The 25438-nt window shown below is 63.7% G+C and carries 21 protein-coding genes; 6 read left to right on the top strand and 15 right to left on the bottom strand.

From position 1 onward, the window contains the following. Positions 1-4: 4 nt before the first annotated feature. The 8 genes from rseP to rpsB all read right to left on the bottom strand — a co-directional run bounded on the left by rseP (position 5) and on the right by rpsB (position 7321). Positions 5-1339, bottom strand: a complete 1335-nt coding sequence (rseP, locus tag WBF69_RS01810) for an RIP metalloprotease RseP (protein ID WP_424260613.1) — start codon at positions 1337-1339, stop codon at positions 5-7. A gap of 6 nt (positions 1340-1345) precedes the next feature. Next, positions 1346-2557, bottom strand: coding sequence for a 1-deoxy-D-xylulose-5-phosphate reductoisomerase (gene ispC, locus WBF69_RS01805; protein WP_424260611.1), 1212 nt, complete (start codon positions 2555-2557; stop codon positions 1346-1348). Between the two features lie 4 nt (positions 2558-2561). After that, on the bottom strand, positions 2562-3401 hold the full coding sequence (locus tag WBF69_RS01800) for a phosphatidate cytidylyltransferase (protein ID WP_424260609.1): 840 nt from the start codon (positions 3399-3401) through the stop codon (positions 2562-2564). A gap of 10 nt (positions 3402-3411) precedes the next feature. After that, positions 3412-4170 (bottom strand): polyprenyl diphosphate synthase, encoded by a 759-nt coding sequence (gene uppS, locus WBF69_RS01795; RefSeq protein WP_424260607.1) that lies wholly within the window; start codon positions 4168-4170, stop codon positions 3412-3414. A gap of 28 nt (positions 4171-4198) precedes the next feature. Next, complete coding sequence (frr, locus tag WBF69_RS01790) at positions 4199-4759, bottom strand: ribosome recycling factor (protein WP_424260605.1); 561 nt, start codon at positions 4757-4759, stop codon at positions 4199-4201. An 8-nt stretch (positions 4760-4767) separates the two neighbouring features. After that, on the bottom strand, positions 4768-5484 hold the full coding sequence (gene pyrH / locus WBF69_RS01785; protein ID WP_323017510.1) for a UMP kinase: 717 nt from the start codon (positions 5482-5484) through the stop codon (positions 4768-4770). Positions 5485-5590: 106 nt separating this feature from the next. Continuing rightward, a complete protein-coding gene (tsf, locus tag WBF69_RS01780) occupies positions 5591-6466 on the bottom strand; it encodes a translation elongation factor Ts (protein WP_424260603.1) in 876 nt (291 codons plus the stop codon). A gap of 102 nt (positions 6467-6568) precedes the next feature. Next, positions 6569-7321 (bottom strand): 30S ribosomal protein S2, encoded by a 753-nt coding sequence (gene rpsB / locus WBF69_RS01775; protein WP_424260601.1) that lies wholly within the window; start codon positions 7319-7321, stop codon positions 6569-6571. Between the two features lie 166 nt (positions 7322-7487). On the opposite strand from rpsB, the gene map reads away from it, so the two are divergent. Genes map through WBF69_RS01760 form a run of 3 tightly spaced genes read left to right on the top strand, consistent with a single transcriptional unit; the run spans position 7488 to position 11412 of the window. Then, entirely contained in the window at positions 7488-8300 is an 813-nt protein-coding gene (gene map, locus WBF69_RS01770) for a type I methionyl aminopeptidase (RefSeq protein ID WP_424260869.1), read from the top strand. Beyond that, positions 8297-10933, top strand: coding sequence for a [protein-PII] uridylyltransferase (locus WBF69_RS01765; RefSeq protein WP_424260599.1), 2637 nt, complete (start codon positions 8297-8299; stop codon positions 10931-10933). Before map ends, WBF69_RS01765 begins: the two co-directional genes overlap by 4 nt. Further along, positions 10930-11412 (top strand): disulfide bond formation protein B, encoded by a 483-nt coding sequence (locus tag WBF69_RS01760; RefSeq protein ID WP_424260597.1) that lies wholly within the window; start codon positions 10930-10932, stop codon positions 11410-11412. Before WBF69_RS01765 ends, WBF69_RS01760 begins: the two co-directional genes overlap by 4 nt. Positions 11413-11555: 143 nt before the next feature. On the opposite strand, the gene purF is transcribed toward WBF69_RS01760, so the two are convergent. The 7 genes from purF to aceE all read right to left on the bottom strand — a co-directional run bounded on the left by purF (position 11556) and on the right by aceE (position 21943). After that, on the bottom strand, positions 11556-13064 hold the full coding sequence (purF, locus tag WBF69_RS01755) for an amidophosphoribosyltransferase (protein ID WP_424260595.1): 1509 nt from the start codon (positions 13062-13064) through the stop codon (positions 11556-11558). 14 nt (positions 13065-13078) lie between these two features. Continuing rightward, positions 13079-13567 (bottom strand): CvpA family protein, encoded by a 489-nt coding sequence (locus tag WBF69_RS01750; RefSeq protein ID WP_424260593.1) that lies wholly within the window; start codon positions 13565-13567, stop codon positions 13079-13081. Next, complete coding sequence (locus WBF69_RS01745) at positions 13564-14370, bottom strand: SPOR domain-containing protein (RefSeq protein WP_424260591.1); 807 nt, start codon at positions 14368-14370, stop codon at positions 13564-13566. The genes WBF69_RS01750 and WBF69_RS01745 overlap by 4 nt, the downstream gene beginning before the upstream one ends. Positions 14371-14417: 47 nt before the next feature. Next, positions 14418-15824 carry a bifunctional tetrahydrofolate synthase/dihydrofolate synthase gene (gene folC / locus WBF69_RS01740; protein ID WP_424260589.1) on the bottom strand — a complete coding sequence of 469 codons (1407 nt, stop codon included), beginning with the start codon at positions 15822-15824 and terminating at the stop codon, positions 14418-14420. Positions 15825-16067: 243 nt separating this feature from the next. Next, positions 16068-17852, bottom strand: coding sequence for a dihydrolipoyl dehydrogenase (gene lpdA, locus WBF69_RS01735; protein WP_424260587.1), 1785 nt, complete (start codon positions 17850-17852; stop codon positions 16068-16070). A gap of 9 nt (positions 17853-17861) precedes the next feature. Continuing rightward, a complete protein-coding gene (gene aceF, locus WBF69_RS01730; RefSeq protein ID WP_424260585.1) occupies positions 17862-19220 on the bottom strand; it encodes a dihydrolipoyllysine-residue acetyltransferase in 1359 nt (452 codons plus the stop codon). Between the two features lie 14 nt (positions 19221-19234). Further along, on the bottom strand, positions 19235-21943 hold the full coding sequence (gene aceE / locus WBF69_RS01725; RefSeq protein ID WP_424260583.1) for a pyruvate dehydrogenase (acetyl-transferring), homodimeric type: 2709 nt from the start codon (positions 21941-21943) through the stop codon (positions 19235-19237). A gap of 247 nt (positions 21944-22190) precedes the next feature. On the opposite strand from aceE, the gene WBF69_RS01720 reads away from it, so the two are divergent. Genes WBF69_RS01720 through folD form a run of 3 tightly spaced genes read left to right on the top strand, consistent with a single transcriptional unit; the run spans position 22191 to position 25416 of the window. Beyond that, positions 22191-23939, top strand: coding sequence for a PAS domain-containing sensor histidine kinase (locus WBF69_RS01720; protein ID WP_424260581.1), 1749 nt, complete (start codon positions 22191-22193; stop codon positions 23937-23939). Then, positions 23936-24565: a response regulator transcription factor gene (locus tag WBF69_RS01715; RefSeq protein ID WP_424260579.1), complete on the top strand. Its 630-nt coding sequence runs from the start codon at positions 23936-23938 to the stop codon at positions 24563-24565. Before WBF69_RS01720 ends, WBF69_RS01715 begins: the two co-directional genes overlap by 4 nt. Next, positions 24562-25416, top strand: a complete 855-nt coding sequence (gene folD / locus WBF69_RS01710; protein WP_424260577.1) for a bifunctional methylenetetrahydrofolate dehydrogenase/methenyltetrahydrofolate cyclohydrolase FolD — start codon at positions 24562-24564, stop codon at positions 25414-25416. Before WBF69_RS01715 ends, folD begins: the two co-directional genes overlap by 4 nt. Positions 25417-25438 lie beyond the last annotated feature (22 nt).

The following is a 25438-nucleotide window of genomic DNA, read 5'->3' as shown; positions in this document are numbered from 1 at the left end:
CCGATCACCTGAAAAGCCGCGAAAAATCATTGAACAAGGCAAGAAACATCAGACCGAATACCACACTGATGCCGATCCGGGATCCGAGGTCGCGGACACGCTCTGATACCGGCCGCCCGCCACGCAAGGCCTCGATCAAATAAAACAAGAGATGGCCGCCATCCAGCATGGGAATGGGCAGCAGATTCAGGACGCCGATACTGATGCTGATCAGCGCCAGAAAGTGCAGATAGGCTTCCAGCCCGATGCGAGCCGTCTGGCCGGCATATTCGGCGATCGTGACCGGCCCGCTGATGTTACGCCAGGAAACAGCGCCCACCACCATGCGGCCCATCATGCGCACGGTGAACACACTCGTATCCCAGGTTCGACGTACACCCGACCAGAGGCTGTCCAGCGGCCCCAGGCGCACCAGCACCAGGGGCTGGCGGCCCTCCACCAGCGCGCCGATCCGACCGATCTCCCGCCCGGCCTCGGTCACGGACGCCGGCGCCACGTGCAGATTCAGCACGGTCGCCTGCCGTTCGACGGTCAGCGACAGCGGCTGGCCGGCGTGATCCTGGACGATCTGCACGAATTCCTGGACAGACGGTTGTGGCTTTCCTGCCACTGCCAGGATGACGTCGCCCGGCAGCAGGCCGGCTTGCTGGGCGACCCCATCGGGGCTCAGGGGACCGATGACCGCCTGCGGCGCCTGCAGCGCCAGTCCCGCCTGGACCAGCGGATCGGGGCCGTCCGGGCCAAAATTGTGCGCAGCCAGTTGCAGCGTCGCCTGGCGATCCGCCTGACCGGGAGTCTGCACAAGCAGCGTCACCCGCCCGCCCTGGGCCAGGGGTTCGAGCAACTGCCAACGCGCTTGGGTCCAGGAAGCCACCGGCTCGCCGTTCACGGCCGCAAGTCGGTCGCCCGCCTGCAAGCCGGCCTGGGCCGCCGGTGTGCCGTCAGCGGGACTGGCCAGAATGGCGGCGGGTTCTTGAGCGCCCCACATCCCCAGGAAGGCGTAGATGAGCGCCGCCAGCACCAGATTGGCGATCGGCCCTGCCGCGACCACCGCTACCCGGCGGGACAAAGGCTGGGCATTGAAAGCGGACCGTTGCGTGGCGGCATCTGCGCCGGGGGGCGCCTCGTCCAGCATTTTCACATAGCCGCCCAACGGGATGGCCGACAGCGCCCATTCCGTTCCGCGGCGGTCGGTGCGGCGCAGCAGAATCGGGCCAAACCCCACGGAAAAGCGCAGGATGCGCACCCCGCACCGACGGGCGACCCAATAATGGCCCAGTTCGTGAAAGGTAACCAGCAGGCCCAGGGCCAGAATGAAGGAAAGCAGCGTCAATAACATGCAGGATCAGCGCAGGGCCATCTGGCAGTAGCTGGAAGCGGTCCGGCGGGTCTGAGCATCCAGATCCAGGACTTCGTCCAGCGAGGCAGGTGTCCGGGCACCGACGCTGCCGGATGCGTCCAGACAGCGTTCGATGATGGCGGGTATCTGAGTATATCGGATGCGCCCCTGCAGAAAGCCGTCGACGGCGACCTCGTTGGCGGCGTTCAGGGTGATGCAGGCGTTCTGCCCTTGCTTCAAGGCGTCCAGCGAGAGTTTCAAGCAGGGAAAGCGCTGCAGGTCAGGGGCTTCGAAATCCAGACGCCCCAGGCGGGTGAGTTCCAGCAGCCCTACCCCGCTATCGATGCGATCCGGATAGCCCAGACCAAAGGCGATGGGGGTGCGCATATCCGGCTGGCCCAGCTGGGCCAGGATGGACCCGTCTGTGTACTCCACCATCGAATGGACGATGCTTTGCGGATGAATCACGACCTGGATGCGTTCCATCGGCATGGCGAACAGCCAATGCGCCTCGATGACTTCCAGGCCTTTGTTCAGCATGGTGGCGGAATCCACCGAAATCTTGCGCCCCATGCTCCAGTTCGGGTGGGTGCACGCCTGCTCGGGGGTGACGTGTTCCAGTTGGTCCAGCGCCGTACAGCGAAAGGGGCCGCCCGACGCGGTCAGCAGCAGCCGGCGCACGCCAGCCGCCGGCTGGGCCGGCGCGCGCGCGCGATCCGCGGACTGGGGCAGACACTGGAAAATCGCATTGTGTTCGCTATCGATGGGCAGGAGTTCAGCCCCCGCATCGCGGACGGCCTGCATGAACAGGGTGCCGGCGGCCACCAGCGCCTCTTTGTTGGCCAGCAGCACGCGCTTGCCGGCGTGAGCCGCCGCCAGAGCGCCCGGCAGGCCGGCAGCCCCCACGATGGCGGCCATGACGGTGGTGACCTCGGAATCCGCAGCCGTGTCGGCCAGCGCTTGCGCGCCCTGACGGATCTCGGGGATCGGCAGGCCGGGGGGCCAGGCGGCCAGAAAGCGCTGTCGCGCAGCGTCGTCGGGCACGATCACGACCCGGGCGCGATGCTCCGCCGCCTGGGCGGCCAGCGATTCCATGCGGCTATGAGCGCTGAGTGCGTGAACCGACAGCCGATCCGGATGGCGGGCCACGACGTCCAGGGTGCTGACCCCGATGGACCCAGTGGAACCCAGGATACACAGACGTTGGACAGCAGACATGGCCTTACCCGAGCAGCAACAAAAGAATGGCCGCCGGCGCGACCGGCAGCACGGCATCAATCCGATCGTACACCCCGCCGTGCCCCGGCAGCAGCTGGCTGGAATCTTTGACGCCGGCGCGGCGCTTGAGCAGGGACTCGAACAGATCCCCGATGATAGACCAGGCGGCCAGAACAATGCCGACCAGGACCAGGCCCGGCCACCCCAGGCGCGGCAGCAGCAAGGCCCCATAGCTGTCAGGCCACCAGACCGCCGTGGCCAGCAGCCAGAGCGTGGCCGCCAGCACGCCACCCAGCGCCCCTTCCCAGGTCTTGCCCGGACTGACGCGCGGCGCCAGCTTATGGCGCCCCAGACTGCGGCCGGTAAAGTAAGCAGCAATATCGGCGCACCAGATCAAAGCCCACAGACTGATCAGCGCCGCCGCGCCATACTGCACGAAAATCCATGCCAGGGCATACCAGGTCGCCAGCAGCGTCAGTCCGCCGGCCAGCGCCAGCCCTGCCGCCGGGCAGCGACCCGGCACCTGGGCCCGCACCACCATCCAGAGCGCCGGCACGGCCCAGAACAGCACCGCCAGCGGCAGCAGGATCGTTTGAAACACGCGCTGCAAATCCGCCTGACCATCTACCAGCAGCCGAGACACCACCCCCAGGATGCAGGCCGTCAGAAAGGCCGCCACACCCCGCACCAGCGGGCGCGGCCACACCAGCCGCCACCATTCCCACAAAGCGCAGGCAGTCATGATGGTCAGCAACGACAGCATGGGCCAGGGGGTGGACGCCGTCACAGCGCCCGCGACAATCAGCAACAGAATGATCGCGGTAATGATTCTTTGACGCAGCATGGGGCTTCCTTCAGGTCGACGCGCGCAACTGTTCGCTGGTGCGACCAAAGCGCCGCTCCCGGTCACGATACCAGGCAAAGGCCTGATCGATGTCCTGCGCGCCGAAATCAGGCCAGTAGCAGGGGGTGAAATACAGTTCGGTATAGGCGAGCTGCCACACCAGGAAATTGGAGATGCGTTGCTCGCCGCCCGTGCGGATGAACAGGTCGGGTTCCGGCGCATAGGCCATCGCCAAATGGGCGCTCAGGGCGTCCTCGTCCAATTGTTCCGGATGGGCGGCCAGATCGGGACGATCCGCCAGCAAGGCCCTGGTGGCCTGCAGAATATCCCAGCGCCCGCCATAGTTGGCGGCAATGGTCAGCACCAGCGACGATTGCCCGGCGGTGCGGGCTTCGGCGTCGCGGATCAGATCCTGCAATTTACGATCGAAAGGCGTCAAATCCCCCACGATGCGCAAGCGCACCCCCTGGGCGATGAGTTTATCGACTTCTTTTTCCAGGGTGCGCACGAACAGCTTCATCAGCAGCGAGACTTCCTGGGCCGGGCGCCGCCAGTTCTCGGAACTGAAGGCGAATAGCGTCAGGTACTCGACGCCCCGGTTTCCGCAGGCCTCGACGGCGCGGCGGACTGCCTGCACGCCGCGCACATGACCTGCCGTACGCGGCAGCAGGCGCTGCGTCGCCCATCGTCCATTGCCATCCATGATGATGGCCACGTGTCGAGGGGTTTGCCCGGTCTCGGGAATGCTGCGTGTGGAGCTGTCGGTCATGCGGCTGCGATCAATCCAGTGGCGGCGATCAGACCGTCATGATCTCGGCTTCTTTCTGAGTGACGAGCTTGTCGATATCGGCCACGTAGCGGTCCGTGAGCTTTTGAATCTCGTCCTGGCCGCGGCGCTCGTCGTCTTCGGAGATATCCTTGTCCTTGAGCAGCTTTTTCAGGGTGTCGTTGGCGTCGCGGCGCAGATTGCGCACGGCGACCTTGGCGTCTTCGCCCTCGCCTCGCACGACCTTGGTCAGATCGCGGCGGCGCTCTTCGGTCAGGGCCGGCATGGGCACCCGGATGTTGTCGCCCATGGCGATGGGGTTGAGCCCCAGATCGGATTCGCGGATAGCCTTATCCACCGCCGCGGCCAGGGATTTTTCCCAGACCTGGACGCTGAGGGTGCGGGCGTCGATCACCGTGACGTTGGCCACCTGGCTGACCGGCACGGGAGAACCGTAATATTCCACCTGCACGTGATCCAGAATGCCGGCATGTGCGCGGCCAGTGCGGATTTTGCCCAGGTTGGTCTTCAGGGATTCGATGGTCTTGCCCATGCGCTCGTCAGTCGAGCGGCGAAGGTCGGAAAGGCTCATGAGGATTCCTATACCTGCACCAGGGTGCCTTCGTCTTCGCCGCAGACGACGCGACGCAGGGCTCCCGGTTTGTTGATCGAAAAAACCTTGATTGGCAGTTTCTGGTCGCGGCACAAGGCGAAGGCGGTGGCATCCATGACTTCGAGGCGACGCACGATGGCCTCATCGAAGCTGATGCGCGAATAGCGGGTGGCGCTGGGGTCCTTATTGGGATCGGCGCTGTAGATCCCGTCGACCTTGGTGGCTTTCAGCACGATTTCGGCGCCGATTTCGGCCCCGCGCAGGGCAGCGGCGGTATCCGTCGTGAAAAACGGGTTGCCGGTACCGGCGGCAAAGATCACGACCTTGCCTTCTTCCAGGTAGCGCAAGGCCTTCGGGCGAATGTAGCGTTCGACCACCTGATCGATATTCAGGGCCGATTGGACGCGGGCGTCTACACCGTGATTCTTCAGGGCGTCCTGCAGGGCCAGGCCGTTCATGACCGTCGCCAGCATGCCCATGTAATCGGCAGTGGCGCGGTCCATCCCCTGGGCGCCGGGCGCAACACCGCGGAAAATATTGCCGCCGCCGATGACGACGGCCAGCTGCACGCCAAGCGACACAATGCCGTGGATTTCTTCGGTCATGCGAAGAATGGTCGCGCGGTTGATGCCGAAGGCATCACCCCCCATCAGCGCCTCGCCTGAGAGTTTCAACAGGACGCGCTTGTAGGCTGGATTTGACATGCACCAGATTCCTGGAAGGACGAAGAAAGAAAGGAAAACGTCCGGGACAGACGTGAAACGGCATCGCGCACGCGGCGCGATGCCATCGTACCTGAATCAGAGGGAATCAGGAACCGCTGGCGGCAGCGGCGACTTCGGCTGCGAAATCCTCGGATTTCTTCTCGATGCCCTCGCCCACGACAAACAGCGTATAGCGGTTGATGCGCGCGCTATTTTCCTTGAGCATCTGTTCCACGGACTGTTTATCGTTCTTGACGAACGGCTGCGACAGCAAGGTGACTTCCTTGAGGAATTTCTGCACGGCGCCATCGACCATTTTCGCGACGATTTCAGCCGGTTTGCCGGATTCAGCGGCTTTTTGCTCGGCGACCGAGCGTTCGGCGGCGATCAGGGCCGGATCCACGCCGCCTGCGTCCAGCGCGCGGGGCTTGGTGGCGGCAATGTGCATGGCCAGGTCTTTGCCGATTTCGTCCGCACCGGCAAAATCAACCAGCACGCCGATACGGCCGCCGTGCACGTAGCTGTTCAGACCGTCCACGGTCTCGAAGCGCTGGAAGCGACGCACAGTCATGTTTTCGCCGATCTTGCCGATCAGGGCGGCGCGGGTGGATTCCACCGTGCCCTCGCCCATGGCGCATTGGCCCAGAGCGGCCACGTCAGCCGGATTCTGTTGGGCGACCAGACGAGCCAGATCGTTGACGAATGCCACGAAGTCGTCGTTTTTAGCGACGAAGTCGGTTTCGCAGTTGACTTCGACCAGTGCGCCGGTTTTGCCGTCGGCGGCGATGTGCAGGCCGATCAGGCCTTCGGCGGTAACGCGGCTGGCGGCCTTGGAGGCCTTGCTGCCGAGCTTGACGCGCAGCAGCTCTTCGGCACGAGCCAGATCGCCATCAGCCTCTGTCAGGGCCTTTTTGCATTCCATCATGGGCGCGTCGGTCTTTTCGCGCAGTTCCTTGACCATGGCGGCGGTGATTTGAGCCATTAGATTCTCCTGTTCGATCAATGCGGATACCGGCAGGCGCCGGTATCGGGCTGACAGGCGCGGGGCGGACCCGCGCCGGTGAGATGAGGGGGACGAAGAGGATTATTCCTCGTGCGTGTCCTGCTCGACCTCGATGAATTCTTCGCCTTCGGCCAGCTCTTCGACCAAGCCGTGGATGCTTTGTTCACGACCGGCCAGCACCGCATCGGCCATGCCGCGGGCATACAGAGTGATCGCCTTGGACGAGTCGTCGTTGCCGGGGATGACGTAATCGATGCCTTCGGGCGAGTGGTTGGTATCGACCACGCCGACCACCGGGATGCCCAGGGTGCGGGCTTCGGCCACGGCGATCTTGTGGTAGCCGACGTCAATGACGAACAGGGCTTCGGGCAGCGTGTTCATGTCCTTGATGCCGCCGATGGACTTGTTCAGCTTGGTCAGTTCGCGTTCGAACATGAGCGCTTCTTTTTTGCTCATGTGTTCGGTCGCGCCTTCGGCTTGCTGGACTTCCATGTCCTTCAGGCGTTTGATGGACGTTTTGACCGTCTTGAAGTTGGTCATCATGCCGCCCAGCCAGCGGCTGTCGACGTAAGGCATGCCGCAACGCTGGGCTTCGGCTGCCAGCAATTCGCGGGCGGAACGTTTCGTGCCGACAAACAGCACGTTGCCGCCACGGGCTGCCACCTGACGCACGAACTGCGTGGCTTCCAGGTATTTCGCAACCGTGCGTTCCAGGTTGACGATGTGAATCTTGTTGCGCTGGCCGAAAATGTATTCGGCCATTTTCGGATTCCAGTAACGGGTCTGGTGGCCAAAGTGCACACCAGCTTCCAGCATTTCACGCATGAGGCTCATGGAAATTCTCCAAAGGGTTTGGTCTTGTACATAGCCAGCATCCGGGACTAACATGACCTGCATTAAGGCCCACGTCCCAGACACCCATGGGTGGCTATGCACGCTATTTACAGCGAAGCCTATAATTCTACTATTCTTCCTATCTTTTCAGCAAGTTTTCCCCATGATTCCATTGATCACAGACCCCCAGGAACTCTCCCAGATGCGCGCCGCCTGCCAAGCCGCCGCCAGCATCCTGGATTATCTGGCACCGCATGTGCGCGCCGGCGTCACCACCGGGGAACTTGAACGTCTGTGCATGGATTACCTGACCAATGTGCTGAAGGTCGAATCCGCCACGGTGGGCTACGCACCGCCAGGCTACCCGCCCTACCCGGCCTCGATCTGCATCTCGGTCAATCATGTCATCTGCCACGGGATCCCCGGCGATAAGGTCCTGAAAAACGGCGATATCCTGAACATGGACATCACCATCATCAAGGACGGCTGGTTCGGCGACACCAGCCGCATGTACTACGTCGGCGAACCCTCGATCCTGGCCAAGCGCCTGACCGAAACCACCTACGAATGCATGTGGCTGGGCATCGAACAAGTCCGCCCCGGCGCCACGCTGGGCGACATCGGCCATGCCATTCAACAGCATGCCGAGGCCGCCGGCTTTTCCGTCGTGCGTGAATACTGCGGCCACGGCGTCGGTCGGCGTTTTCACCAAGACCCGCAGGTGCTGCACTACGGCAAACCGGGTACGGGCCAGCGCCTGGAAGCCGGCATGATCTTCACCATCGAACCCATGATCAACGCCGGACGGCGCGAAATCCGCACCCTGGCGGATCAATGGACGGTGGTCACTCGCGACCACAGTCTGTCGGCCCAATGGGAGCACAGCATCCTGGTGACGGATCAGGGCTACGAAGTCCTGACAGTCTCGCCCGGCATGCCGCCGCCCCCGGCCCTCGTCAAAGCCGCTGCCTCTGCATGATCTCCGCGTCGCAAGACGGCATGACCGCCTTGCGCAGCCGCCTGCAGGCGCGCCGCGCGCAAGCCGTCGCGACATATCGCCAGCAGCTGCGCGCCGAAACCCTGCTGACCGCCTTGCGTCGGATCGCCGATCAGGCGGTCCGCGAACTGCTGAAGCTCCACCCGCTGCCTAAAGACGCTTGTGTAGCTGCCGTCGGCGGCTACGGGCGCGGCGAACTCTATCCTGGTTCGGACCTGGACATCCTGATCCTGCTGGAACGCAGTCCGAACGCCGATGACCGCAAGCAGATAGAGGCTCTGATCGCCGCCCTGTGGGATGCGGGCCTGGAACCAGGCCATAGCGTGCGCACACTGGCGCAATGCCGCCACGAGGCCGGCGCAGACATCACGGTGCAGACTTCCCTGCTGGAGGCCCGTTGGCTGGCGGGCAGTCGAAATCTGTTCCAGGCATTCAGCTCCCAGATGCAGGAAGATCTGGATCCGCGCGAATTCTATCTGGCCAAGCGCACCGAAATGCAGCAGCGCCACGCGCGCCACCAGGACACGCCCTATGCGCTGGAACCCAACTGCAAGGAAGCCCCCGGCGGCCTGCGCGACCTGCAGGTGCTGCTGTGGCTGGCACGCGCTGCCGGTTTGGGGGTCAGCTGGAAGGCCGTGGCCCGCACCGATCTGCTGACACCGACCGAATTCCGTTCTTTGCGCCGGGCCGAACGCGCCTTCAAACGCCTGCGCATCGAATTGCACCTGCTGGCGGGGCGTCGCGAAGACCGGGTGTTGTTCGATCTGCAGCCGCGCCTGGCGCATATCTACGGCTTTACCGATCAGCCGCACCGCCGCGCCAGCGAACTGCTGATGCAGCGCTACTACTGGGCGGCGCGGGTGGTGTGCCAGGTGAATCGCTTGCTGATGCAAAGCCTGGAAGAGCATCTATTCCCCCTGCCGCAGGCCGATGCCGTCGCCCTGGATGATGATTTCTGCATCCGCCGAGACCACCTGGCGCTGCAGCGCCCCGATGCGTTCGAACGCAATCCCGCCCTGCTGTTGCGTGTCTTTCTGGTCATGCAGCAGCATCCCGAGCTGCAAGGCATGGCAGCCGGCACGTTGCGGGCCATCTGGCATGCGCGGCGGCGCATCGACAAGCAGTTCCGCGACAACCCGGTCAACCGCCGGCAGTTCCTGCAGATCCTGCAGCAGCCGCGCGGCATCGTCCACGCTATGCGCGACATGACGATGTGGAATATCCTGCCGCGCTATCTGCCGGTCTTTCGCCGCATCGTCGGCCAGATGCAGCACGATCTGTTCCACGCCTATACGGTGGATCAGCACATCCTGATGGTGATCCGCAATCTGCGGCGCTTCACCATGCCGGAGCACGCTCAGGAATATCCCTTGGCCAGCCAGCTCATCGCGGACCTGGACGAGCATTGGCTACTGTACGTGGCCGCCTTGTTCCATGACATCGCCAAGGGCCGGGGGGGCGATCATTCTCAGCTAGGCGCCGCCGAAGTCCGCCGTTTCGCCCGACAGCATCAGCTACTGCGCGAACAAGCCGATCTGCTGGAATTCCTGGTGCGTGAGCACCTGACGCTTTCCCAGGTAGCGCAGAAGCGCGATCTGAGCGACCCCGGCGTGATCCACGAATTCGCCACTCGGGTCGGCACACAGCGGCGCCTGGCGGCCCTTTATCTGCTGACGGTAGCCGATATCCGCGGCACCAGCCCCCGCGTCTGGAATGCCTGGAAAGGCAAACTGCTGGACGATCTGTATCACCAGACATTGGCAGCCCTGGGCGGCGCCAGGCCCGATACCGGTACCATCCTGGCGCTGCGCAAAGAAGCCGCCGCCGCCGAGATCCGCCGCCTGGGCCTGCGCGACGAGAGCCGCGATGCCTTCTGGTCGCAGCTCGATGTCGCCTATTTCCTGCGCCACGATGCCAATGAAATCGCCTGGCACACGCGCCATCTGTATCACCGCTTTCAGGGGCCGGACCCCGTGGTGCGCGCGCGGGTTCTCGGGCAGAACGAAGCGCTGCAGATTCTGGCTTACGCTCCCGACCGCGCCGATCTGTTCATGGACATCTGCACCTATTTCGACCGGCACGGGCTGAGCATCCAGGATGCCCGCATCCATACGACACGCCAAGGTTGGGCGCTGGACAGCTTCATCGTGCTGCTGCCCGACGGGGACCGCGACTATCGCGCCCACGCCAGTGTCATCGAACACGAATTGCGAGCGGCGCTCGCGGCGCCGCCCAGCACCTCGCCCCGCCCGTCTACTTTGCAGCGGCGGGGATCGCGGCGCTCGCGGGTCTTTCCCATCATGCCCAGCATCACCTTGCAGGCGGATGAGCAGGGCGGCATCTGGCGTCTGTCGGTCACCGCGGCGGACCGCGTCGGTTTGCTGCACGATCTGGCGCGTGTTTTCACCCGCCACGGCGTCAGTCTGAAAATGGCGAAAATCATGACCCTGGGCGACCGGGTCGAAGACATTTTCATCCTGCAAGGGGCCGTCCTGGAACAGACGCGCGGCCAGATGCAGTTCGAACGCCATATCTTCGACGCCCTGGCAGCCAACGCCGATACTCCCTCGATTTCCGGATCGCATCCGGCCACTTCACCGATCAATCCCTCATGAACAAAAATCGATCCGACCGCATCTTGAGATCCATATCCCTGCTGTGCTTGGCCGCCGTGGGCTTTGCCTTGGTGTCGCAGCACCTGTTCGGTATGCAGCCATGCGCCTGGTGCGTGCTGCAGCGCCTGATCCTGCTCGCCATCGCGGCGGTCTGCGGTCTGGCCGGCACCGGCTGGGGGTCCGCCCTGGCCCGGCGGGCGGGCGCGGTGCTGGGAGCAGCGCTAGGGATCGGCGGCATCATCGCCGCCTGGTATCAGTATTCCGTGGCCAGCAATGCGTTTTCCTGCGCACAGACCTTCGCGGACCGTTTCATTGCCGGATCAGGGCTGGATTCCGCCGTGCCCTGGCTGTTTGGCATCTACGCCAGCTGTGCGGACGCGCGCGTCAGCCTGCTGGGGATCGAATATGCGCTGTGGGGGCTGATGCTGTTCGTGATCTGCACGGCCTTGTGCCTGTGGGTGCTGACCAGGGGGAAGTAAAAGCCCCCACGCTGCGCAGCCTGACGGCTGCTTGCTGCCCCCCAAGGGGGCTTCTCCGACCTTGGGGCGGCCCGGCGGTCGGAGCGCCCCCACGCTGCACAGCCTGATGGCTGCTTGCTGCCCCCCAAGGTCGGAGGCCTATATCAACTATCGTCGGACACGGCTGGCGTCATCGCGCCGGAGCGGATGGGCTGGCCGCCCCGCGACTGGCTGAGGCGTTCCAGATAGGCGGCATCGATGTCGCCCGTCACGTAGCGACCGTTGAAGCAGGACGACTCGAAGACCTGCAAGGCGGGATTCAAGTCGCGCAGCGATTGTTCCAGATCGTCCAGATCCTGATAGACCAGGCTGTCGGCGCCGATCTCGCGGGCGATCTGATCGGTGTCGCGGCCTGTGGCGATCAGTTCGGTCTGCGTCGGCATGTCGATGCCGTAGACGTTCGGATAGCGTACCGCCGGGGCCGCCGAGGCGAAATAGACCTTGTTGGCGCCGGCGGCGCGGGCCATATCGACGATTTCCCGGCTGGTGGTGCCGCGCACGATGGAATCGTCCACCAGCAGCACGTTCTTGCCGCGAAATTCGAGATCGATCGCGCTGAGCTTCTGGCGCACGGATTTCTTGCGCACCGCCTGGCCGGGCATGATGAAGGTACGCCCGACATAGCGGTTCTTGATGAAGCCCTCGCGGTAGTTCAAGCCCAGCCGCGAGGCCAGTTGCATGGCGGACGGTCGGGAAGAATCGGGAATCGGCATCACCACGTCCACATCGCCCAGGCGCAGCGTCTTGGCGACTTTATCGGCCAAATATTCCCCCATATGCAGACGGGCATCATAGATGGAGACCCCGTCCATGATGGAATCGGGGCGGGCAAAATATACGTATTCGAAGACACAAGGCGTCTGGACGGCATCCGGGTCGCCGCACAATTCGTGGCTGACCTCGCCGTCTTCGGTGATCACCAGCGCTTCGCCAGGCGCAATATCGCGCACCAGAGAAAATCCGCTGCCGGTCAGCGCGACCGATTCGGACGCCAGCATCCACTCGACGCCCGCTTCCGTCTCGTGACGGCCCAGGCACAAAGGGCGGATACCGTGCGGATCACGAAACGCCACCAGGCCGAAGCTGCTGATGCGGGCGATGACGGCATAGGCGCCCTTGGCCCGACGATGCACGGCGCGCACCGCCTGAAACACCGCATGGGCATCCAGCGTGCCGCCGTTGGAAGCCTGTTGCAGTTCGTGAGCGAACACGTTCAGCAGGACTTCGGAGTCGGAATTGGTATTGATGTGGCGCCGGTCGTGCTTGAACAGGGCTTCGCGCAATTCGCGCCAGTTGGTCAGATTGCCGTTGTGGACGAACGTGATGCCGAACGGCGCATTGACGTAAAAAGGCTGGGCTTCATCCACGCTGGCGCTGGATCCTGCCGTGGGATAGCGCACCTGCCCCACCCCGCTATTGCCGGGCAGCGCGCGCATATTGCGGGTGCGAAAGACATCCCGCACCAGGCCATGCGCCTTGTGCATGCTGAAAAATTGTTCGTGCGCCGTGGCTATTCCGGCAGCGTCCTGACCCCGGTGTTGCAGCAGCAAGAGACTGTCATAGATCAGTTGATTGACTGGGCTTTTGCCCATCACACCGACGATTCCGCACATGATTGAGTTCCGGGCTAATAGGGAAGCAGCTGAGCCACATCGACGGGCAGCAGCAGTTTGACTTGTTGAAAACCTTTGGTCAGGGCCTGAGAAGTGCGGGCCTGTTGCCACCAGGGTTCTTGGGGCAATTCCGTGTAACCGGCCAGGCCCACCAGGGCCAGCACCAGCACCAGTCCCCGCACTGCACCGAAAACAGCCCCCAGACCATGATCGGCCGGGGTCAGGCCGGTGCGATCCACCAGCGCGCCCAGCGCCATGTTCAGCAGGCCGACGGCCAGCAGCGCCAGGATGAAGATCGCGCCATACGCAGCCAGGGTGCGCAGCAAACCGTTGTCTATCAGGGTATCGAGCCAGACGGATGCCGTCGGCCCCCACCAGATGGCGGCGAGAAAGGCCACCACATAGGCGACCAGCGACAGGACTTCTCGCAAGAAGCCGCGCAGCAAGCCGATCAGGCAGGACACCACCACGATCGACAGGACAATGTAGTCGAAGCTGGTCACTTGTCGGAGATCAGGCCGTTCTGGTATCCCAGGGCTCGCAGGCGGGCCTGGGCAGCCTGGGCGGCCTCGTGCGAGCCAAACGGCCCGACACGCAGCCGGTAGACGGTGCGACCGCCGGATTGACCGCGTTCGACATAAGCATCCGTGACGCCAGCCTGACGCAGGCTGTCGCGCCGACTCTGGGCGTCCTGTTCGGTCGTATAGGCGGCCACCTGCAGGTAGTAGCGTCCCTGCCCGGATGCCGACGCAGCCTTATTGTCCGGGGATTTTCCCGACAGCAGCGCCAGCGCCACAGACCCATCGTCGGTACGTTCCATCGATTTTGCCGGCTTGGCTGGTTTGGCGGGTTCTTCAGCGGGTTTGTCGACAGCGGGCGGCGGCGCAGGCGGCTGGATGGGGGGCACGGCGACTGCCGGCGACTCGGGCTGCGCAGCGGCGGGTTCCGGGGCATGCGGCGCGCTGTTCGGCTCATTTGCCGGATCGGGCGCGGACACGCTGCCTTGGTTCGGGTTGGCGGCGGCGTCATCACCGGCATGCGGGGCGGCATCCACAGGCGCCGGGATGCTGGAGGTCGGCGGCAGACCTGCCGGCGCAGCGGGCACGACGACGGGCGCATGCGCATCGTCTGGCGCAGGTTCGTCGAACAACCAGGGCACCACGATGAAGGCCGCCAGCACCAAGGCCAACGCGCCAATCAGGCGGCGGCGGGCCTTGCTGCGCAGTTCTTTCAGTTGGGCTTCGGTCGCGCCGCCGGAGCGTGTGCCGGCGCGTTTTCCCGCGTCGGTCCCTTGACGAAAAAGCATCGTGCAGCTTACCCGTTAGCTAAAGGCGGGCCGACGTTCCCGCCCGATCAAGAAAGGACGTCCCGGCCTTCCTGGCGCAGGACCTGCAATACCGGGCCAACCGTCGCAAAGGACCCGAACACGAGAATTCTATCATTGTCGGTCGCCAGCTTACGGGCTTCGGCAAAGGCTTGTTCCGGACTGTCAAATGTGGAAACCTGCACATCACGCACCGCAACAGGCGGTCGCGGGGCGGCGCGCACGCCGGGCTTGCCGTCGGCGCGTTTGATTTCCGCCGATTGGGCGATAAAGGGATCCAGCGGCGCAGTATCGCCGGTGAGACGGTGGATGACGTCCGCCAGTTCCTGAGCTGTCGTGCCGCGCGGCCCTTCCAGCGTCGCGCACAGCCAACGGTCGATCCGTCCCGCCAGGCGCGACAACGTGGCCTCGATGTCCTTGTCGTGCAACATGCCGACCACGGCGTAGGTGTGGGGGTAATGCCCCATGCTGTCCAGATTCTGGCCCACCGCCGCCGCTGCATGCGGGTTGTGGCCCACATCCAGGATCGTGGCCGGCAGGCCCGGCAGGATCTGCATGCGACCCGGCAGGCTGACGTGCAGCAGGCCCTGGCGCACGTTCTGCTGGGTCACCACCAGCCGGTCACGTAGATTTTCCAGCGCGGCCAGAACCGCCGCGGCATTCAGCAGTTGATTGGCGCCACGCAAAGCGGGATAGCCCAGGGCGTTGCGGCGCTGATTGCGCCCCCCGTAGGCCCACTGCTGGCGGTCGCCGGAATAATTGAAGTCGATGCCGAAACGCCAGAGATCCGCACCGATTTCAGCGGCATAGTCGATGACGGTCTGGGGTGGCACAGGGTCGGCGCAGACCGCCGGTTTACCGGGACGGAAGATATGCGCCTTTTCCCAACCGATAGCCTCGCGCGTGTCGCCCAGATAGGCCGTGTGGTCCAGATCCACGCTGGTCAGAATGGCGCAGTCCGTGTCGATCAGATTGACGGCATCCAGGCGCCCCCCAAGACCGACTTCCAGGACGACCACATCCAGATTCGACGCCTGGAACAACAGCAGGGCCGCCAGCGTCGTCATCTCGAAATACGTCAGGGTGGTATCGCCTCGCACTGCCTCGATACGTTCCAGCTGCGCCACGATGTCGGCGTCGGACGCTTCCTGACCGTTGACGCGGATGCGTTCGTTGAAACGCAGCAAGTGCGGCGAGGTGTACTGGCCGACCCGATAGTTGGCATCCAACAAAATGGATTCCAGCATGGCGCAGGTAGAGCCTTTGCCGTTAGTGCCGGCAACGGTGATCTTGACGCAGCCCAGCGACAGATCCAAACGCTGGGCTACCGCCCGAATGCGATCCAGCCCTAGATCGATGGTTTTGGGATGCAGGGTTTCCAGATAGGCCAGCCAGTCGGCCAGCGCAGCGCCTTGGGCGGGAGCAATCGATGACATAAGAATGACAATCACACAAAAAGAAAACGGCAGGTGCCGATGTTAGCACCTGCCGTTGAAAAGAAACCCGGACATCCCCTCTGCCTGTACGGCCAGCCATAGAGGCTTCCGGATACCGCTACTGCCTGTGCGGCCCGCCATAGAGGCTCCGACCGCCGGGATGAACCCGGACACGGGACAGTCCTTGCGGACTGCCCCGTGCCTGGTAAATCCGAGCAGCCTGCAGGCTGCGAGGTGGGCGGATTACCTCTTTCGGGCCGGGGGCACGTCCGTGCAGTGGCCGTCGGCCACTTCGGCGGCCATGCCGACCGATTCGCCCAACGTCGGGTGCGGGTGGATGGTCTTGCCGATATCCACGGAATCCGCGCCCATTTCGATGGCCAGAGCGACTTCGCTGATCAGGTCGCCCGCATGGGTGCCGACGATGCCGCCGCCCAGGATGCGACCGGTCTCGGCGTCGAACAGCAGCTTGGTGAAACCCTCGTCGCGGCCATTGGCGATGGCCCGGCCCGACGCCTGCCAGGGGAACAGGCCTTTCTTCAGGGCAACGCCCTGTTTCTTGGCGTCTTCCTCGGTCAGGCCGACCCAGGCGACTTCCGGATCCGTATAGGCGACGGACGGAATCACACGAGCATCGAAATAGGCTTTTTCACCGGCGATGACTTCAGCGGCGACGTGGGCTTCGTGCACGGCCTTGTGGGCCAGCATGGGTTGCCCCACTATGTCGCCGATGGCGTAGATGTGCGGCACATTGGTGCGCATCTGCTTGTCCACCGCAATGAAGCCCCGGTCACTGACCGCCACCCCGGCGTTTTCCGCGCCGATCTTCTTGCCGTTGGGCGAACGGCCCACGGCTTGCAGCACCAGGTCGTAGCGCTGCGGTTCTTTCGGGGCCGAATCGCCCTCGAAGGTCACCCAGATGCCGTCTTCCTTGGCTTCGGCGGCCACCGTCTTGGTGTTCAGCATGACGTGGTCGAAGCGCTTGGCATTCATCTTGTCCCAGACCTTGACCAGGTCGCGGTCAGCGCCCGTCATCAGGGTGGGCAGCATTTCCACGACGTCCAGGCGGGCGCCCAGCGCGGAATAGACCGTGCCCATTTCCAGACCGATGATGCCCCCGCCGATGATCAGCATGCGCTGCGGAATGGCTTGCAGCGCCAGCGCGCCGGTGGAATCGACGATGCGCGGGTCTTCGGGCAGAAACGGCAGTTTCACGGACTGGCTGCCCGCGGCGATGATGGCCGAGGCGAACTTCACCGTGGTCTGGCCGCCGTCGGCCTTGCTCACCGTCAGGTGGTGCGGGTCGGCAAAGGCGCCGACACCCTGGATGACCGTGACCTTGCGGGCCTTGGCCATGCCGGCCAGGCCGCCGGTCAGCTTGCCCACCACGCCGTCCTTGTAGCCGCGCAGGGCATCCAGATCGATCTTGGGTTCGCCAAAGCTGATGCCATGCTCCGCCAGGGACTTGGCTTCTTCCAGCACGCCCACGGTGTGCAGCAGCGCCTTGGACGGAATGCAGCCCACATTCAGGCAGACCCCGCCCAGGGTGGCGTAGCGCTCGACCAGCGCCACCTTGAGGCCCAGATCGGCGGCGCGGAAAGCCGCCGAATAACCACCCGGCCCGGCGCCCAGCACCAACACATCGTAATCCGCGTCCGCCGTGCCGCCGAAGCTGGCTGCCGCCGGCGCAGGCGCGGCAGGTGCCGGCGCGGCCTGAACGGCTGCCGGAGCAGCCGACGCGGCAACAGGCGCAGGTTCAGCGGCTTTGGCTGCCGGCTCGGCGCTCGCGCCGCCGGCCTCGACCCGCAGAATCGTGGCGCCCTGAGCAACCTTGTCGCCGACCTTGACCAGGATTTCCTTGACCACCCCGCCCTGATCGGCCGGAATTTCCATGGAAGCCTTGTCGGATTCCACCGTGATCAGGCTCTGCTCCGGAGCGATGGTATCGCCCACGGCCACCAGGACTTCGATCACATCCACCTGATCGAAGTCGCCGATGTCCGGTACGTTGACGTCCTTGAGACTCATGCGACCCCCTTACAGGATGATGCGGCGGAAATCCGCCAGCAGACCGGCCAGATAGGCATTGAAACGCGCGGCGGACGCCCCGTCGATCACACGGTGATCGTAGGACAGCGACAGCGGCAGCATCAGACGCGGCTGGAAGGCGGTGCCATCCCAAACCGGCTGCATGGCGGAACGCGACACGCCCAGGATGGCGACTTCAGGCGCATTGATGATGGGCGTGAAGTCGGTGCCGCCGATTCCGCCCAGGGACGAGATCGAGAAGCAGCCGCCTTGCATCTGCGCAGGCGACAGCTTGCCTTCGCGCGCCTGAGCCGCCAGTTCGGAGGTTTCGTTCGCCAGTTCCAGCACCCCTTTCTTGTCGGCATCCCGGATCACCGGCACGACCAGCCCGTTGGGCGTATCGGCGGCAAAGCCGATATGGTAGTAGTGCTTCAGAACCAGATTGTCGCCGTCCAGAGACGCGTTGAATTCCGGGAATTTCTTCAGGGCGGCCACGACGGCCTTGATCAGGAAGGCCAGCATGGTGACCTTGATGCCGGCCTTCTTGTTTTCCGCATTCAACTGCTGGCGCAGGGCTTCCAGGTCGGTGATGTCGGCCACGTCGTTGTTGGTGACGTGAGGGATCATGACCCAGTTGCGATGCAGATTGGCGCCGGAGATCTTTTTGATGCGCGACAGGGGCTTGGATTCGATCTCGCCGAACTTGGCGAAATCGACCTTGGGCCAGCCCAGCACGCTGAAGCCCTCGCCTGCCGGCAAGGTGGACCCCACCGGGCTGGCGCCGCCAGTGGACAGGGCCTGCTTCACATACGCCCGAATGTCATCGGCGGTAATGCGATTTTTCGGGCCGCTGCCGGTGACCTGAGCCAGATTGACTCCCAGTTCGCGGGCGAAATGGCGCACGGACGGCGAGGCATGGGGCAGGTTGCGCAAGGGCACGTCGGCCTCGGCAAAAGCTGCCGTGGGTGAGGTGCGGTCCGGCGTGCTGGACGCCATCACCGGCGCTACGGCAGGCGCGGGAGCGGCAGGCGCTTCGACTGTCTTGGGCGTCTCGGCGGCCTTGGATGCCTCAACTGAAGCAGGCTCGGCTGCCTTGGGCGTCTCGGCTGCCGGCGCCGCAGCGGCGCCTTCGGCGGCTTCGACTTCCAGGATGACGGTCCCTTCCGCGACCTTGTCGCCGACCTTGACCTTGAGAGCCTTGACCACCCCGCCCTGCGAGGCGGGGATTTCCATGGAGGCCTTGTCGGATTCCACGGTGATCAGGCTTTGCTCGGCCTGGATGGTATCGCCTACGGCCACCAGGACTTCGATGATCTCGACCTGGTCGAAGTCACCGATGTCGGGGACTTTGATTTCCACGATGCTCATGTTCCTCGTCCTCCTCAGGCGTGATGCGGGTTGGCCTTGTCGGCGTCAATCCCGTATTTGGCAATGGCTTCGGCGCATTTCTTGATATCGATCGAACCCTCGTCGGCCAGGCTGCGCAAGGCGGCCAGGACGATGAAGTGGCGATCGATCTCGAAGTGCTTGCGCAGTTCGGAACGGAAATCCGAACGACCGTAGCCGTCGGTGCCCAGGACCTTGAAGTGACGCCCGTCCGGAATGAAAGGACGGATCATGTCGCCATAGGCCTTGATGTAGTCGGTAGAGACAATGATCGGACCCTGGGTGCCCTTCAGTTGCCGGGTGACGTAAGCTTCCTGGGCCGGCTCGGTCGGGTGCAGCAGGTTGTGGCGCTCGACGTCCAGGCCGTCGCGGCGCAGTTCGGTGAAACTGGTCGTGCTCCAGACGTCCGAGGTCACGCCCCAGTCTTTTTCCAGCAGTTCCTGGGCCGCCATGACTTCGCGCAGAATCGTGCCCGAACCCATCAGCTGCACATGGTGCTTGGCGGCTTTGGCGCTGGACTGCAGCTTGTACATGCCGCGCAGGATGCCTTCTTCGTCGCCGGCGCGCAGGCCGGGATGGGGGTAGTTCTCGTTCATCACCGTGATGTAGAAGAACACGTCTTCCTGGTCGTGCATCATGCGCTGCAGGCCGCTGCGAATGATGACCGCCACTTCGTGCGCAAACGAAGGATCGTAGGCCACGCAGTTGGGAATCAGGGATGCCTGGATGTGGCTATGGCCGTCCTCGTGCTGCAGGCCCTCGCCGTTCAGGGTGGTGCGCCCCGCCGTGCCGCCCAGCACGAAGCCGCGCGCCAGCATGTCGCCCGCCGCCCAGGCGTGGTCGCCAAAGCGCTGGAACCCGAACATCGAGTAGTAGATGAAGAACGGGATCATGATGGTGTTGCTGACGGAATACGAGGTCGCCGCCGCAATCCAGGAACTGAAGCCGCCGGCTTCGTTGATGCCTTCCTGCAGCAGCTGACCGTTTTCCGCTTCGCGGTAGTACATCACCTGGCCCTTGTCGACCGGCACGTACTTCTGGCCTTCGGGGGCGTAGATGCCGATCTGTCGGAACAGGCCTTCCATCCCGAAGGTACGCGACTCGTCCACCAGGATGGGCACGACGCGCGGGGCAAGGTCCTTGTCACGCAGAATCTGATTGAGCACCCGCACGAAAGCCTGGGTCGTGGAGATTTCCCGCCCTTCCGCGGTGGGTTCCAGCACGGCCTTGAAGGCATCCAGGGGCGGCACCGGCAGGGACTGATCGGCCTTGGCGCGGCGGTGCGGCAGATAGCCGCCCAGCGCCTTGCGGTGTTCGTGCAGGTATTTCATTTCCGGGGAATCTTCGGCCGGCTTGAAATACGGGATGTGCTCGACCTGATCGTCGGGGATGGGGATATTGAAGCGGTCGCGGAATTCACGCACCGAATCGATGTCCAGTTTCTTCTGCTGGTGAGTCGGGTTTTTAGCCTGGCCCACGTGGCCCATGCCGTAGCCCTTGATGGTCTTGGCCAGAATCACGGACGGCTGGCCCTTGTGGCCGGAGGCGGCTGCAAACGCGGCGTAGACCTTGTGGGGATCGTGGCCGCCGCGATTCAGACGCCAGACGTCTTCGTCGCTCATGCGGCTGACCATTTCCAGCAGTTTGGGATGCTTGCCGAAGAACTTTTCGCGCACGAACTTGCCGTCGTTGGCCTTGTAGGCCTGGTATTCACCATCGACGGTTTCTTCCATGACGCGACGCAGGATGCCTTCTTTGTCGCGGGCGAACAGCGGATCCCAATAGCCGCCCCAGATCAGCTTCAGCACGTTCCAGCCGTTGCCGCGGAAGGCGCCTTCCAGTTCCTGGATGATCTTGCCATTGCCGCGCACCGGACCGTCCAGGCGCTGCAGGTTGCAGTTCACGACGAAGATCAGGTTGTCGAGTTTTTCCCGCGCAGCCAGACCGATGGCGGCCAGGGATTCGGGTTCGTCGATTTCACCGTCGCCCAGGAACACCCAGACCTTGCGCTCGGCCGTATTGGCCAGCCCACGGGCGTGCAGGTATTTCAGGAAACGGGCCTGGTAGATGGCCATCATGGGCCCCAGGCCCATCGACACCGTGGAAAACTGCCAGAAACCGGGCATGAGTTTCGGGTGCGGGTAGGAAGACAGACCCTTGCCCTTGCCGCCGACTTCCTGGCGGAAGTAGTCCAGATTTTCTTCGGTCAGACGGCCTTCGAGGAAGGCGCGTGAATACATGCCCGGAGACGAGTGGCCCTGGAAGTAGATCAGATCGCCGCCGTGATCCTGAGACTCGGCGCGCCAGAAGTGATTCTGACCGCACTCGATCATGGTGGCCAGCGAGGCGAAGGACGCAATATGCCCGCCCAGGCTGCCGCCATCGGCGGGTTCGACCTTGTTGGCCTTGACCACCATCGCCATCGCATTCCAGCGGATGTACGAGCGGATGCGCTCTTCCAGCACCATATTGCCGGGATGCGGGGGTTCCAGCCCAGGAGGAATCGTATTCACATAGGCCGTATTCAGGGAATACGGGATGTGCGCACCAGAACGACGGGCGAGATCGATCAGTTTTTCGATCAGGAAATGAGCCCGTTCAGCGCCTTCTCGGTCGAGTACGGCTTCGAGGGCGTCGAGCCATTCCTGTGTTTCCTGGTGATCGGGATCCGCCGCGGCGGCCTGGACTTGATCAAGAGAGGACATAGTGCGTGTCTCCTGGGGTGTGAGTCGAGGGCGCAACCACATAGCGCGCCCGCCTGATAATTTAGCCGGATATCAAGAAATGTCCTGAACACGAACACATCCAGGGGTCCGGCACCTGCGCCCATTCTAGGAAAGACACCGGCACAAGACAAGCAAAATTTCATCTCGTGGTATGAATTTTTATTATGTGAAATGATGGATAGCTATTTCCCGTCTAAAATGGCACCATCGCAAGACCTTCCCGGCCATGGCAAATCCCAATCGCAAGTCCCTGATTCCGACGACATTCTATGAGCACGCCCGCCATAGCCGCCGTCTGTATTGGCTGACCCCGGCCATCGTACTGGTCCTGTATCTCTGCGTCATGGGCGCCTTCATCTGGCTGCAACGCCTGCAAAGCGACAGCGTGATGTTCGTCACCATCGATCAGGAAACCCGCCAGCAACGCCTGATGATGGTGGTCTTCGCGCTGTCGCTGGTCATCGTCTTCAGCCTGCTGGCGCTGTGGCGCTATACCCGTTTTCGCACCCTGGCCGAAGCCGCCCTGATCGCCGAAACCGGTTTTCGCCGCGCCATGGAAAATTCCATGTCCACCGGCATGCGGGTGTTCGACATGCAGGGCCGCATCGCCTATGTGAATCCGGCCTTCTGCCGCATGATAGGCTGGAACGAGGCCGATCTGATCGGACGCACCGCCCCCTTTCCCTACTGGCTGCCGGGCCGCCACGACCATCATCGCGAAACCCTAGCCCAGCTGCTGTCGGGCCGTACGCCCAGCAGCGGCCTGGAAATCGAGGCCCAGCGCCGCGACGGATCGCGCTTCACCGCCCGTATGTATGTGTCGCCGCTGCGCGACCCCAACGGTGAACAGATCGGCTGGATGACGTCCATGACCGACATCACCGAACCCAAACGCATCCGCGAAGCCCTGACCGCCGCCCACGAGCGTTTCATGACAGTGCTGGAAGGCCTGGACGATGCGATTTCGGTGGTCGCCGATACGTCCGAAGGCCTGGAACTGCTGTTTGCCAACCGCACCTATCGGCGCCTGTTTGGCGCCCAGACCAACGGCCACGCGCAGTTGCTGGGCGGGCGCCTGGGCCGGTTCACCGACGAGACCATGGAACTGTTCTCGCCCACCGCCGAGCGCTGGTTCGAAGTCCACCACCGCATGCTGGCCTGGACGGATTCGCGGCGCGTGCGCCTGCAGGTCGCCCGCGACATCACCGAGCGGCGCAAACACGAAGAAGAATCCCGCGTGCAACAGGAAAAGGCCCAGCTGACCAGCCGCCTGACCACCATGGGCGAAATGGCCTCGTCGCTGGCGCACGAACTGAACCAGCCCCTGACGGCCATCAGCAACTACAACATGGCCGCCGTCGCCATGGTGAAATCCGGCAAGGCGCCCACCGAATCGCTGCTGCAGGCCCTGGAAAAAGCATCGCAGCAGGCTGAGCGGGCGGGAAAGATCATCAGCCGCATTCGTGAGTTCGTCAAACGCAGCGAGCCTCGCCGCCAGGCCGTGGGCCTCGCCCGCATCGTGGAAAACGCCGTGGGCTTTGCCGACATCGACGCGCGCAAGCGACAGATCGATATTGTCCAGAGCCTGCCCGATCCCATGCCCGACGTGCTGGCCGACCCCATCCTGATCGAACAGGTGCTGCTGAACCTGCTGAAAAACGGCGTCGAGGCCATGGAGCACAGCGACTACCGCAGCCTGCACGTCAATATCCTTGACCAGGACCCTCAGATCGAGATCGCCGTCATCGACCGAGGCCACGGCCTGCGCAACCCGGAACGCCTGTTCGAGCCTTTTTACAGCACCAAATCCGAAGGCCTGGGCATGGGCCTGAATATCTGCCGTACCATTATCGAATCTCATCACGGGCGCCTCTGGGCGAGCCCGAACCCCGAAGGCGGAACCATATTCCGCTTCACCCTGCCCAAGGCGCCCGCGAACGCACAGGCAGAATCCACGGAGGAAACGCAAGCATGACCGACCCTCAAGTCTCCAGCATCATCTATATCGTCGACGACGACGAGGCTGTCCGCGACTCCTTGCGCTGGCTGCTCGAAGCCAACGGCTACACCGTCCGCAGCTTCGCCGGTGCCGAGGAATTCCTGGACTCCTACAACCCGGACCAGACCGCTGTCCTGATCGCGGACGTGCGCATGCCCGGCATGAGCGGCCTGGAACTGCAGGAAACCCTGATCGCGCGCAAGGCCCCCCTGCCCATCGTCTTCATCACCGGCCACGGCGACGTGCCCATGGCAGTGTCGACGATGAAAAAAGGCGCAGTGGACTTTCTGGAAAAACCCTTCAACGAAGCGGACCTGCGGCGCATCGTCGCCGGCATGTTGGCCCAGGCGGACGACCGTGTGCGCGAAGCGCAAGCCCAGCGCGACCAACAGGCCGTGCTGGGGCGTCTGACAGCCCGCGAACAGCAGGTCCTGGAACGCATTGTGGCGGGCCGCTTGAACAAGCAGATCGCCGGCGATCTGAACATCAGCATCAAGACCGTCGAAGCGCACCGCGCCAACATCATGGAAAAACTGGAAGTCACCACGGTGGCCGATCTGATGAAAATCGCCCTGACCCGTACCGAGGAAGCCGGCTCATGAATTCCCGCATCATCGATGGCAAGGCCCTGTCGGCGCAGGTGCGCGCCGATGTCGCCAAACAGGTCCAGGCGCTGAAGCAGCGCGGCGTCACCCCCGGCCTGGCCGTGGTGCTGGTGGGCGACGACCCGGCATCTCAGGTCTATGTGCGCAACAAGGCCGCCGCCTGCGAGGCCGCCGGCATGCTGTCGCGCGTCATCCCCCTGGGTTCGGACACGCCGGAAGGCGAACTGCTGGCAGTCATCGATACCTTGAACCAGGACCCGGCCATCCACGGCATCCTGGTGCAGCTGCCGCTACCGGGACACATCGACACCGGCCTGGTCATCGAGACCATCAGCGCCGCCAAAGACGTGGACGGCTTCCACGTCAGCAATGCCGGTCTGCTGATGACGGGCCGCCCCCTGTTCCGTCCCTGCACCCCGTATGGCGTCATGAAGATGCTGGAATCGGAAAACGTGCCGCTGCGCGGCGCCGAGGCCGTCATCGTGGGCGCCAGCAACATCGTTGGCAAACCCATGGCCATGCTGCTGCTGGCCGCAGGCGCCACCGTCACGCTGTGCAATTCCAAAACCCAGGATCTGGGCGCCCAGACGCGACGCGCCGACGTGCTGGTCGTGGCGACCGGCAAACCCGGCATCGTCCGCGGCGACATGATCAAACCGGGCGCGATCGTGATCGACGTCGGCATCAATCGGCTGCCCTCCGGCAAGCTGGTCGGCGACGTGGATTTCGATTCCGCCGCCCAGGTGGCAGCCGCCATCACGCCCGTGCCTGGCGGCGTGGGTCCCATGACCATCGCCATGCTGCTGGTCAACACCCTGGAAGCCGCCGAGCGCACGCTGAACTCTTGAAATTCGGGCCCCCCGCCCTCAT

This window comes from Castellaniella sp. (genome assembly GCF_049673105.1).
Lineage (GTDB): Bacteria > Pseudomonadota > Gammaproteobacteria > Burkholderiales > Burkholderiaceae_B > Castellaniella.
Note: the sequence above shows the minus strand (reverse complement) of the source record. Positions and strands in the feature narration are given on the sequence as shown.